Origin of the sequence: Clostridioides sp. ES-S-0049-02 (assembly GCF_020658465.1) — a bacterium.
Lineage (GTDB): Bacteria > Bacillota > Clostridia > Peptostreptococcales > Peptostreptococcaceae > Clostridioides.
Map to the genome: position 1 here is coordinate 201,190 of NZ_JACVWG010000003.1, position 12,403 is coordinate 213,592.

The following is a 12,403-nucleotide window of genomic DNA, read 5'->3' on the forward strand; positions in this document are numbered from 1 at the left end:
CATTAAAAAATATAAAAAATCTCAGCAAATCAATCGTTTACAAGGATTTCATATAAAAATATATTTTCAGAAATTTTTACTTAAAAATGCTATTTTCTTTAAAAAGGCACATTTCAACTAAATACAATATTAGGGGGAACAGTTATGAAAATACCAAAGAGGATAGCAGCAATACTTACTATATCATTAGTAGTTAGCAGTGCGACAGTAGGCATATCAAGTGCTCAAACAAACAGTGATACACTTAAAGGTTCAGGTAGATGGGAAACTGCCATACAAATAAGTAAAAAAGGATGGGATACATCTAAAAATGTGATATTAGTTAATGATAATACTATAGTAGACGCATTGACTGCAACTCCTTTTGCTGGTTCTAAGAATGCACCAATTCTTTTGACACAAAACAATAAACTAGATGATAGAACTAAAGCAGAAATAATAAGGTTAAAAGCAGAAAAAGTATATTTAATAGGCGGGACAAAAACTTTAGGTTCAGAGGTAGAGACACAATTAAAATCATTGAAAATTGATACAGAAAGAATCTCAGGAAATGATAGATATCAAACTTCTTTAGAAATAGCTAAAAAATTAGATGAGTCTCTTGTAAGAAAAACAAGTAGTAATATTTCAGAGATAGTTGTAGTTAATGGAGAAAAAGGTCTTGCTGACGCAGTAAGTGTAGGAGCTGCGGCTGCTCAAAATAAAATGCCAATAATTCTTTCTAGTCCAGAAGATGGAATAAAACAATCAAATCAATTTATAAAAGATAAAGGTATAAAAACATCTTATGTAATAGGAGGAGTGCAGTCGATTTCAGAAGCTACAAAAAGCACTTTACCTAGTCCTAAAAGATTATCAGGAAAAGATAGAAATGAAACTAATGCGGCTGTTATAAGTGGATTATATGGTTCAAAAGAGTTGAAAAATGCATATATAACAAAAGATGGTATGAATAAACAAGGAGATCTTATAGATTCATTAGCAGTAGGTTCATTGGCAGCAAAAAATAATTCACCAGTAGTTTTAGTTGGAAATAAATTAAATAAAGAACAAGAAAAAGTATTAAATACTAAAAGCTTAAAAACAGTTACACAGGTTGGTGGTTCAGGCAATGAGAATGCTTTTTCTGAGATAAAAAAATCACAATCTACAACAACATATGAAGTTAAAAATATAGAAGAGTTAAAAATAGCTTTAGATAAAGCTGATGCAAATGATGTTATAAATATTAAGCCATCAGGAACTATGTCAAATGATTTATCATTGAGTACTAATAATTCAATTTCTGTAAATTTAAATGGTACATATACAGGTACGATAGTAGTAACTGCTCCAAATGCAGATATAGTAAATAAAGGTACAATAAATAAAGTTTTGGTTAAGGATAGTAAAGGTGGAACAATAATAAATGAAAGTGGAGCAAAAATAGAAAAAGTAGAAATACAAAATAATTCTAGCAATGTTGTAGTTAAAAACAACGGAAAAATAACAAACATAAAAAATGATGCTACAGGAACAAATATAAAAAATGAAGGAACAATAACTGACAAAGTAGAAGGTTCTCAGACTCCAAGTGTAGATGGCACTAAACCAGGTGGAAGTTCATCTGGAGGCTCTTCATCAAGTGGAGGAAGTTCAAGTGGTGGTTCATCTGTAAAAGATAAATTGATAACATCAATAACAGCACTTGATAATTCAATAAAAGTACAAAATGTAGAAAATGGAACGGAATTAAGTAAGTTAAACTTACCAAAAGAGTTATCAGCAACTGTGTCTGGAGTGGCTAATACAAAAGTAGGTGTAACTTGGAAAAGTACACCAGAATATGCTAGCCAAGTAGCAGGAAAGTATATATTTAGTGCAAGTCTATCAAGTGGATATAAGCTATCAGAAGGAGTATCACTTCCAACTATTACAGTAACGGTAGCTGAACCTGCTAAAGTGGAGACAATAAAGATTACTGATACTGATACATTAGAAGAAGCACTTGCTTTACAAGAAGATGGTCAAGTGTGGGAAATAAGTGGACAAATAGATGTTAAAAAGCCAGTTGTTATAGATAAAAAAATAGTTATAAATGGTATTAATAATGCTGAATTGAAAAAAGCTGTAGAATTTACTGATACTAAACCAGGGTACGAAAATATAGTAACAATAGACAGAAAAGATGGTGTAAAAATAAACAATCTAAAAGTAACAGGTTTAGATTCAGACAAATTAAATAAATCAGGAATGCATGTTTATTTATCACGAAATGTTGAATTAAACAATGTAACTTTAAATAATAATAAGGGGGCAGGTTTAATAGTAAATGGTTCATCAGTAATAGCTTCAAATCTTGTAACAAGTGGAAACGGATGGTATGGAGTTAATGTAGAATATGTAAAAGATGATGGAATTGTAAATGAAACTAATGCAAGACTAGATTTAACAGGTGATTGCAATATAAGTGAATATACTCCAATAAAAACTGACAACTATGATAAAGATAAAGTGATTATTAATGGATATGGAGATTGTACATTATCACAAGATTCAAAAACTGCTACTTGGGGTAAAGCTTCTATAACTATAAATGAAAATAATGATATAGCTAATATAACGGAAGAAAATAAAATAGATGAGGATGAAAATGGCAGTATACCTAAGTTTGAAAGTGTAGATGGTAGAACGCCTGTAAAGATTACACTAAATAAAGGCAAAAATGATTATAATAATGTAAGAGTTCAAATAAGTCCAGAAGAAGGTTCAGCAGACTTAGATGGAATACAACTAATTGCTAAGGATAGCAATGGGAACTGGTTTAACATAGTAAACACAGGATGGGGACCAAAGGAAGGTTTTCCATTGCAAGGTGCAACAACAGAAGTTTATCTAGTTGGAAATAAAGAAGGTACTTATAAGGTGAAAATAGAACTAGTTGATGTTAGTAATTCTAATAATATAATAACAGAAACAACAGCGTCAGTAGTGGTAGTTAATAAATAAAAAATTACCCTTAAATCTTTTAAAATTACCTAATAATATTATTTTTTTTAGAAAATAGAGCAAGCTATATTTTAAATAAATACAATGCTTGCTCTATATGGTATAATAATAAGTAATGCAAAAGATGAGGTGAAATTTGTTTATGAATAAAAAAGTAATGATAGGTATGAGTGGAGGAGTAGATAGTTCTGTAGCTGCATATCTTTTAAAACAGCAAGGATACGACGTCATTGGTGTTACTATGAAATTATGGCAAGACGATGACGAAGTTGAAAATGAAGGTGGTTGTTGCTCTTTATCAGCAGTTGAAGATGCTAGAAGAGTAGCAAATAAAATAGGAATACCATTTTATGTTCTTAATTTTAGAGAAGTATTTAAAGAAAAAGTAATAGATTATTTTATAGATGAATATTTAGAAGGAAAAACTCCTAATCCTTGTATAGCTTGTAATAAACATATAAAATTTGACGATTTTTATAAAAGAGCTAGACAAATAGGATGTGATTATGTGGCTACAGGTCACTATGCAAAAATAGAAAAAGATGAAGATACAGGAAGATATTTATTAAAAAAATCTGTTACAGATAAAAAAGACCAGACTTATGCACTTTATAATCTTACACAAGAACAATTAAAACATACACTACTACCAATAGGTGATTATGAAAAGGATAGAGTAAGAGAAATTGCTAAAGAAATGGGAATGGCAGTCCATAATAAACCCGATAGTCAAGAAATTTGTTTTGTTAAAGATAATGACTATGCAAATTATGTAAAAAAACATTCTGAAAAGCGTATTGAAGAAGGTTTTTTTGTAGATACTAAAGGAAATGTACTTGGAAAACATAAAGGGATACTATACTATACAATAGGACAAAGAAAAGGTCTTGGAATTACTTTTGGCAAACCAATGTTTGTAGTAGATATAAATCCAATAAATAATACTATTGTCCTTGGAGACAACGAAGAATTATTTAAAAAAGAACTTATTGCAAAAGATGTTAACTTTATATCAATAGACAAACTAGAAGAGCCATTAAGAGTTCAAGCAAAAATAAGATACTCTGCAAAACCATCACCAGCTACTATTTATAATGTTGGAGAAAATACTATTAAAATAGTATTTGATGAAGCTCAAAGAGCTATTACAAAAGGTCAATCTGTTGTAATGTACGATGGAGATATTGTAGTAGGCGGAGGAATAATAGAGAAAAGTTTATAAAAATATCTAAGAAACTTATAAAATAAGTAATATAGTCTATAAATCTAAAACAAAGTTTATAAAATAAATTTATTGTATATGAAAATATAGTATTGATTAATTTTGTAAAATTTAGTAATATAATTATTATATTAATTAAAAACAAATACAGTGATAAGGAATAGTAAAGTATTTGATGTCTTACAGAGAGAGGGAACATGCTGAAAGCCCTTAGAATAAAATATTTGAAGCAGCCTTTTAGTAGCAATTTTGAACAATGTACTTTGAATTAACAAGGTAGATTTAAGTAGAGATTGACGGTAGTTACGTTATAGCTAAGGTTTTCCGAAGATATCATAATTTTTTATGATAATTAGGGTGGTACCGCGATTGTCCTCGCCCCTATAAATTTATTTATAGGGACGAGGTTTTTTATTTAAACGAAAAAATATAATTTATTAGGAGGAACATAATATGGAAAAGATGGGACTAAACGAGATAAGAAGTAAGTTTTTAGAATTTTTTGAGTCAAAAGGTCACTATGTAGCAGATAGCTATTCTTTAGTACCAAACAATGACAAGAGTTTATTGCTTATAAACTCAGGTATGGCACCTTTAAAAAATTATTTTTCAGGTGTAGAAGTACCTCCAAGTTTAAGAATGTGTACATCTCAAAAATGTATAAGAACTGGAGATATAGAAAATGTAGGTATAACTGCAAGACATGCCACTTTTTTTGAAATGATGGGTAACTTCTCATTTGGAGATTACTTTAAAAGAGAATCAATTAAATGGGGATGGGAATTTGTCACAGAATGGCTAAGTATCCCAGAAGATAAAATATGGGTAACTGTATATGAAGAAGATGACGATTCTTATGATATATGGGCAAAAGAAATGAATTTTCCAGAAGAAAGAATGGTTAGACTTGGTAAAGATGATAACTTCTGGGAGATAGGTACAGGTCCTTGTGGTCCTTGTTCAGAAATATATTTTGATAGAGGAGAAGAATATGGATGTGATAATCCAGACTGTAAACCAGGCTGTGACTGTGACAGATACCTAGAATTCTGGAACCATGTATTTACTCAGTTTGATAGAGATGAAGAAGGAAACTACAGTTTATTAGAAAGTAAAAATATAGATACAGGTATGGGCCTTGAAAGAATGGGATGTATCATGCAAGGTGTGGACACTATCTTTGAAGTAGATACTATTAAGTCTATATTGGAAGCAGTTGAAAAGTTAACAGGAGTAAAATATGGAGTAAATCCAAAAAATGATATATCAATAAGAATAATAACTGACCATATAAGAGCTGTGACATTCTTAGTTAGTGATGGAGTACTTCCATCAAATGAGGGAAGAGGCTATGTTCTTAGAAGACTTCTTAGACGTGCTGCTCGTCATGGTAAACTATTAGGTGTAAAAGAATTATTCTTACAAAAACTGATAGATGAAGTTATAAAGGTAAATGATAAAGCATATCCAGTTTTAGTTGAAAAAGAAAGTTATATTAAAAAAGTTGTTGGAATAGAAGAAGAAAAATTCAATGAAACTATAGACCAAGGAACAGAAATATTGAACTCATATATAGAAGCATTAAAGAATGAAGGAAAAACTGTTTTAAGTGGTCAAGAAGCCTTTAAACTGTATGATACTTATGGATTCCCTATAGACTTAACTAAAGAAATTTTGGAAGAAGAACATTTATCTGTAGATGAAGAGTCTTTCAATGAAGAAATGGAAAAACAAAAAGAAAGAGCTAGAAATGCTAGAGGAAATATGGATGGAGAAAGTTGGAAGGAAGACCCTCTATCAAAATTAGAGTCTACTATAGATAGTATGTTTAATGGATATAGTGAATTATATGGTGAAGGAATTATTGAAGCTATAGTTAAAGAGGATGAATTAGTTCAAAATGCAAAAGAAGGTGATAAAGTATCTATAGTACTAGACAATACTACTTTCTATCCTGAAGGTGGAGGACAAGTTGGTGATTGTGGATTAATAACTAACGAAAATTTAGTAGTGGAAGTATTAAATACTAAAAAAGGTGCTAATAATAGTATAAAACATATAGGTATAATAAAATCAGGAAAAATAAGTAATGGAGATAAAGTAAAGACATTAGTAGATAGAGATGTTAGAATGTCTGCTGCAAGAAACCATAGTGCTACACATTTACTTCATAAAGCACTAAAAGAAGTATTAGGAGAGCATGTTAATCAAGCTGGTTCTTTAGTTACTCCAGATAGATTAAGATTTGATATTACTCACTTTGAAGCTATATCAAATGAAGAATTAAAAGTTATAGAAGAAAAAGTAAATAATGTTATTTTATCATCTTTAGACATAAAATGTGATATTATGAATATAAAAGAGGCAAAAGAAAAAGGAGCTACAGCACTATTTGGTGAAAAATATGGTGATGAAGTAAGAGTAGTTTCTATGGGAGATTATTCTACAGAACTTTGTGGAGGAACTCACTTGACAAATACTTCTCAGATAGGAATGTTTAAAATATTGTCTGAAGGTGGAGTAGCAGCAGGAGTAAGAAGAATAGAAGCAATAACAGGAAAAGCTGTTTATGAATACTTAAAAGAAAAAGAAGGAATTATATCTGAAGTTTGTGTAAATTTAAAATCTAAAGAAGATAATTTAATTCAAAGAATAAGTTCTTTATTAGAAGAAAATAAAAATTTATCTAAAGAATTACATGATATAAAGACTAAAATGAGTTTACAATCAGCTGATTCTATTTTTGATTCTAAGCTTGAAGTAAATGGAGTTAACTTAATAACTAATAAATTTGAAGGTATGGATATGGATACACTAAGAGAAACAGCAGATAATTTAAGAGATAAGCTTGGCTCTGGTGTAGTAGTATTGGCAAATGTAGTAGATGATAAAGTTAACTTTGTAGTTACTGCTACTAAAGATGTGTTAGATAAAGGAATACATTCAGGGAATATAGTTAGAGAAGTTGCAAAAATAGCTGGAGGAAAAGGTGGAGGAAGACCTAATATGGCACAAGCAGGAGCTAGTGACATATCTAAGGTTGACCAAGCTCTAAGCTATGCAAGTGAGGTTATTAAGACACAAGTTAAATAACATTCACTTAAGGAGGTTTTTAGTTTGGAAAAAGATTTAGACTACACTATGAAATTTGAAGGAATACCAGAAGATAGAATGAGTGTGGGAGATACGATAGATTTTGTATATAAAGCACTAGTTGAAAAAGGATATAACCCTATAAATCAAATTATAGGGTATCTCCTTTCTGGCGATTCTAGTTATATAACTAGTCATAAAAATGCAAGAGCTATAATTAAAAAATTTGAAAGAGATGAGATACTTGAAGAAGTAATCACGCACTATCTGAATAGAAAGTAGGTCAAATAAATGAGAAAAAAGATTATGTCATTGTTGGCAGTAGTTATTATGATTTTTGTATCAACTGCTAGCTACAGTTCTGCTGAAGAAAAGGGCAAAGTCATATTTATTGATATGAATAGGACCAATCTTGGAAGTATGTTGAAGGTTCCAATCTTAAAGAGTGAGCTAGAAAAGAGAGGTCATATAGCTCTTATGAATATAAGAGGGGATCAAGGTACTGATGATAGAAGGTCTTATGCTAGTATGGGTGCAGGAGTAAGAGCTGATGTAACTACTGAAGACTATATCAATTTTCAAAAAGTAGACCAAGATACTGCTAAAACTTTTGAAGTTGCAACAGGTCAAAAAGCTAAAGAGATAAATAATTTAAGTATTAATAGGTCAATAAATGAAAATCTAGAGTATGGAGAATATGGAGCAACCTTAGGTTCATTGGGAAAAACTTTATCAGAAAATGGACTAAAAACATCCGTAATTGGAAATGCTGATATAATTGAAAATAACCAATTGGTTAAAAATAGAAATTTATGTTTAGTTGCTATGGATCAATATGGAAGAATTGATTCTGGGAATATTGATGATATTAACAAAAAAGATTCTAAGATGCCGTTTGGAATAGTTACAGACTACGATAAGTTATTAGATGAAACTAAAAAGTCTTATAAAAATAGTGATGCTATATTTGTAGAACTTGGAGATACATATAGATTAGATATGTATAGATTGAATTTAAATGATAATACTTATGCTGCAATGAAGAAAAATATTGTAAAAAATATAGATAAATACCTTAAAGAAGTATTTTCTATGGTTGGAGAAAATGATACTGTTTATGTATCAAGTGCTTTTCCAAGTGATTTAGATTATAAAAATAAGAGAAGACTTTCTCCAATAATAAAATTTAGTGGAGAAGGAAAGGGTCTATTGGAATCTGCTACAACAAGAAAAGCTGGTATTGTTGCAAACTTAGATGTTGGAGTGGACATATTAAATGAGTTTGGTCTTAAAAATGATGAAATGGTGGGTAGAAGTTATACTTTGGTTGACAAAGAAGATAATGCTAGTTACCTAAAATCACTTTATAAAAAGATAGTATCTATATCATCTATAAGGTCAAGTATCATAAATGGATTTGTAGGTGTAATATCTGCCTCTTGGGTGATTGCAATGTTTGCAATATTCTTTAGAAATTACATGCCACATAAAGAGCGTGTATTCAAAGTACTTAAGGAGTTTATAAAATTGGGTATAATAATGCCTCTGTCATTTATGTTGGCTCCTTTGATGAATTTTAAGACCCCAATTACAATATCTTTGGGAATCTTTGTAACTACACTAGTGTTATACTTATTAGGTCGAAAGTTATTTAAAGACAATGATATAAAACATATGGGATTTTTTGCAACACTGACTATTTTAATAATAGTCATAGATTCTGTATTTGGAACATACTTAATGCAAAATAATATAATGAGTTATGATGCTGTTATTGGTGCCAGATACTATGGTGTAGGAAATGAGTATGAAGGTGTAACCATAGCAAGTGCAGTATTTGGTTTAGCAGTTTTATTACATTACAAGAAGGTTTCTAAGCCACTTGTTGTAATATTTTCATTAATAATACTTATAACTAGCGCATATCCTTCTATGGGGGCAAATGTTGGTGGAGCAATATCAGAATGTGTAGCATATTTGTTGTTTATAATGCTTATATATGATGTTAAACTAGACATTAAAAAAGTTGCACTATTAGCTATTTCAGCTGTGGTTGTTGTTTGTGCATTTGCAGCTCTAGATATAATCTCAGGTAGTGAATCTCACTTAGGAATGTTTGTACAAAGAATTTTCTTAAATGGACCAGGAGAGATATTGCAGACATTTGGAAGAAAAATTCAAATGAATATGCAATTAGCACAGACAAGTGTATGGGTAAATATTTTACTTGTGGGAATTGCTGTGATTGCAGTACTTATATTTAAACCATCTAGACACTTTAGAAAGATAATGAATAATTTTCCGATTTTGTTTAAAGGATTCATTGCATCTATGGTTGGTTGTATAATTACTCTTTTAGTTAATGACTCTGGTATAGTTGCTGCATCTACAGCATCTATATATATACTTATACCACTTATAATAATAAGCATAAACATGATAATATTTGAAAAAAATAACTAAAAATTTTTTAATGTATATATGCTTTGAATAAAAAGTTGCAATATGATTATTAATGTAAACCAAACAGCTTACATCAAAAATTCATATTGCAATTTTTGTAATTAATGAAATGTATATGTTTTATAAAATAAGGTAAATAAAAGGAGAAAATATGTTAGATGGAAGAATAATGGGTCTTGATGTTGGAGATAAAACTATTGGAGTTGCTGTAAGTGATTTAATGGGATTAACTGCACAAGGGATAAAAACGGTAAGAAGAGTTGGCAAGAAGAAGGATATTGAAGAATTAAAAGCTATAATAAAAGAAAAACAAGTAAATAAAATTGTGTCAGGATTACCAAAAAATATGAATGGTACTTTAGGACCACAAGGAGAAAAGGTAATTAAGTTTTGTGAATTATTAAAAGAAGAAACAGGAATTGATGTAGAGTTTTGGGATGAGAGACTTTCTACAGTAGCGGCAGAGAGATCTTTGTTAGAAGCGGATGTTAGTAGACAAAAAAGAAAAAAGGTTATAGATATGTTGGCAGCAGTAATAATTTTACAAGGATATTTAGATTTTAAAATAAATTCATAAAAGAACTATAAAATTGAATACTTATGATATATAATATAAATAATAAAAATAAAAATAAATTTGAGGTGAATGACATTATGGAAGAAAATATAATAAATTTAATTGATGAAAATGGTGTAGAAAGCCAATTTGAAATAATATTAACATTAGAAGCAGAAGGAAAAGAATATGCAATATTAATGCCTTTAGATGATGAAGAGGCTGAAGAAGCTTTAATATTTAGAATTGATGAAGATGAAGAAGGAGAAATACTAATACCTTTAGAAAGTGATGAAGAGTATGAAACTGTTGTAGCTGTATATACTGCTATAATGGAAGAAGAAGGTTTAAATTACGACGAAGATGAATCAAATGGACTTAACTAGGTAAATAATTAAGTTTGTATATAAAAAATCAGGTATTTTACTGTATTTACTTTAATTAAGAATTATTAATTGTAAAAAGTATTTATAGTATATATCTGTTTTTTTATTTTTTATTAAAAAATTTATAGATTTTGGTGAATAATATATCTTTTATGGGTATATATTTATATTATGAGAAGAAATTAAATTTTTTCAAATGTCTTGACAAAAAAAGAATTATCAATTACAATATTATTTAATAAAGATTATCAATTGAAAATAGTAAGGGTGATGTTATGGCAAACACAATGGATTTATTAAAAGACAAGTTAAAAGAAACTGGTTTTAAGATTACGCCACAAAGAAGAGCAATAGTTGAGATATTGCTTCAACATGACCATTCACATTTAAGTAGTGAAGAAATCTATGATTTAGTTAGGGTTGACTGTCCTGAAATAGGTCTAGCTACTGTATACAGAACAATGCAGTTATTAGACGAAATAGGATTAATATCAAAACTAAACTTAGATGATGGGTGTATAAGATATGAGATTAGTCTACATAAAGAAGACTGTCATAATCATCATCATCTTATTTGTAAAAATTGTGGAAAGATAATGGAAGCTAAAGAAGACCTTTTAGACAATATAGAAAAAGAAATACAATCATTGTACAAATTTAAAATACTTGATCATGATGTTAAATTTTATGGATTATGTGATGAGTGCAATAAAATAAGTGATTCAGAAGAATAATTCTTCTGTAATTTAATGTTGATGGAAGAATAGTATAGAACTTTTATATTCTATGCTATTCTTCCATTTTTTATTATAAATTTAAATATATAGTATAAATATAAATAGCTTTAAAGCTTTTTATAATTTTAATATTGAAAATATAATTAATCCTATAAGTATGAAAATAAATGATTTTTCTATAAAATTACTAAATGGTCCTCCAACTGTTAAAAATCCTAAGGAAATCTTTTTTTCACTTAGTGGATAAAAAAGTGGTATTCCTTGTTTTGTAAATAAATCCCCTAAAAACATATGGCTTGCATAGCCAAGTGTTCCATAAAAAGATAAATTATTAATACTAGTGATTAATTCTATTTGTTTTAGTAAAAAATATATTATGATGGTTGCAAATATACTATGAGAAAAGCTTCTGTGCTTTAGCCAGGGAAAAATTGACAACATTAGACAAAAAATTATAAAATATATTTCAACTTCTACGATGTATAAGCATATAGCTAATAGTATAAATATTAATGATAGAAAGATTTTTCTCAGAAATGTATGGGTTAGTTTTGCCTCAATAATTATAATTGCAACAAATGTAATTATTGCACTTAAATAAAAATTATCATTTATATTTATTGAAATAAAGAAAATAATAATATTAATAGCGTATATAAAAATTCTATATATGTATTTGGATATATTGTTTTTTAGAATGAAATTTGAGACCATAGAATTAGATTTATCCAAATCGGGCAGTACTGCAAAAGTAGCTGAAACTAAAATATCTACTAGAGATATAGGAATTGTAAAAATTAAAGATGTCTGGATAGCTGTTAAAATTCCTATTGCACAATGAGTTTTACCACGCATAAATCCTCCTAAAATATCAGATATTAAATCATATAATATTTAGAGGATATCAAAATAAAATAGGTTTGTCAAAATAATACGTTAAATGTATTTTAAATATAGC

Annotated in this window: 9 protein-coding genes and 1 other annotated feature; of the genes, 8 read left to right on the top strand and 1 reads right to left on the bottom strand. The window is 28.9% G+C overall.

Going from position 1 to position 12,403, the window contains the following annotated elements:
• Positions 1 to 144: 144 nt before the first annotated feature.
• The 8 genes from IC213_RS09735 (at position 145) to IC213_RS09770 (ending at position 11,442) form a co-directional block, all read left to right on the top strand.
• Positions 145 to 2,988: a cell wall-binding repeat-containing protein gene (locus IC213_RS09735; RefSeq protein WP_227863038.1), complete on the top strand. Its 2,844-nt coding sequence runs from the start codon at positions 145 to 147 to the stop codon at positions 2,986 to 2,988.
• A gap of 142 nt (positions 2,989 to 3,130) precedes the next feature.
• Positions 3,131 to 4,210 carry a tRNA 2-thiouridine(34) synthase MnmA gene (mnmA, locus tag IC213_RS09740; protein WP_227482242.1) on the top strand — a complete coding sequence of 360 codons (1,080 nt, stop codon included), beginning with the start codon at positions 3,131 to 3,133 and terminating at the stop codon, positions 4,208 to 4,210.
• Positions 4,211 to 4,351: 141 nt separating this feature from the next.
• Positions 4,352 to 4,596: a binding site (T-box leader), on the top strand.
• Positions 4,597 to 4,663: 67 nt separating this feature from the next.
• Entirely contained in the window at positions 4,664 to 7,303 is a 2,640-nt protein-coding gene (alaS, locus tag IC213_RS09745; protein ID WP_227434193.1) for an alanine--tRNA ligase, read from the top strand.
• Between the two features lie 24 nt (positions 7,304 to 7,327).
• Entirely contained in the window at positions 7,328 to 7,585 is a 258-nt protein-coding gene (locus tag IC213_RS09750; RefSeq protein WP_003419418.1) for an IreB family regulatory phosphoprotein, read from the top strand.
• Between the two features lie 9 nt (positions 7,586 to 7,594).
• A complete protein-coding gene (locus IC213_RS09755; RefSeq protein WP_227482243.1) occupies positions 7,595 to 9,766 on the top strand; it encodes a hypothetical protein in 2,172 nt (723 codons plus the stop codon).
• Positions 9,767 to 9,917: 151 nt separating this feature from the next.
• A complete protein-coding gene (gene ruvX / locus IC213_RS09760) occupies positions 9,918 to 10,343 on the top strand; it encodes a Holliday junction resolvase RuvX (RefSeq protein WP_227434195.1) in 426 nt (141 codons plus the stop codon).
• 77 nt (positions 10,344 to 10,420) lie between these two features.
• Positions 10,421 to 10,708 carry a DUF1292 domain-containing protein gene (locus IC213_RS09765; protein WP_009889069.1) on the top strand — a complete coding sequence of 96 codons (288 nt, stop codon included), beginning with the start codon at positions 10,421 to 10,423 and terminating at the stop codon, positions 10,706 to 10,708.
• A gap of 275 nt (positions 10,709 to 10,983) precedes the next feature.
• Positions 10,984 to 11,442 carry a Fur family transcriptional regulator gene (locus tag IC213_RS09770; protein ID WP_227434196.1) on the top strand — a complete coding sequence of 153 codons (459 nt, stop codon included), beginning with the start codon at positions 10,984 to 10,986 and terminating at the stop codon, positions 11,440 to 11,442.
• A 120-nt stretch (positions 11,443 to 11,562) separates the two neighbouring features.
• On the opposite strand, the gene IC213_RS09775 is transcribed toward IC213_RS09770, so the two are convergent.
• Positions 11,563 to 12,300, bottom strand: a complete 738-nt coding sequence (locus IC213_RS09775; RefSeq protein WP_227434197.1) for a metal-dependent hydrolase — start codon at positions 12,298 to 12,300, stop codon at positions 11,563 to 11,565.
• Positions 12,301 to 12,403 lie beyond the last annotated feature (103 nt).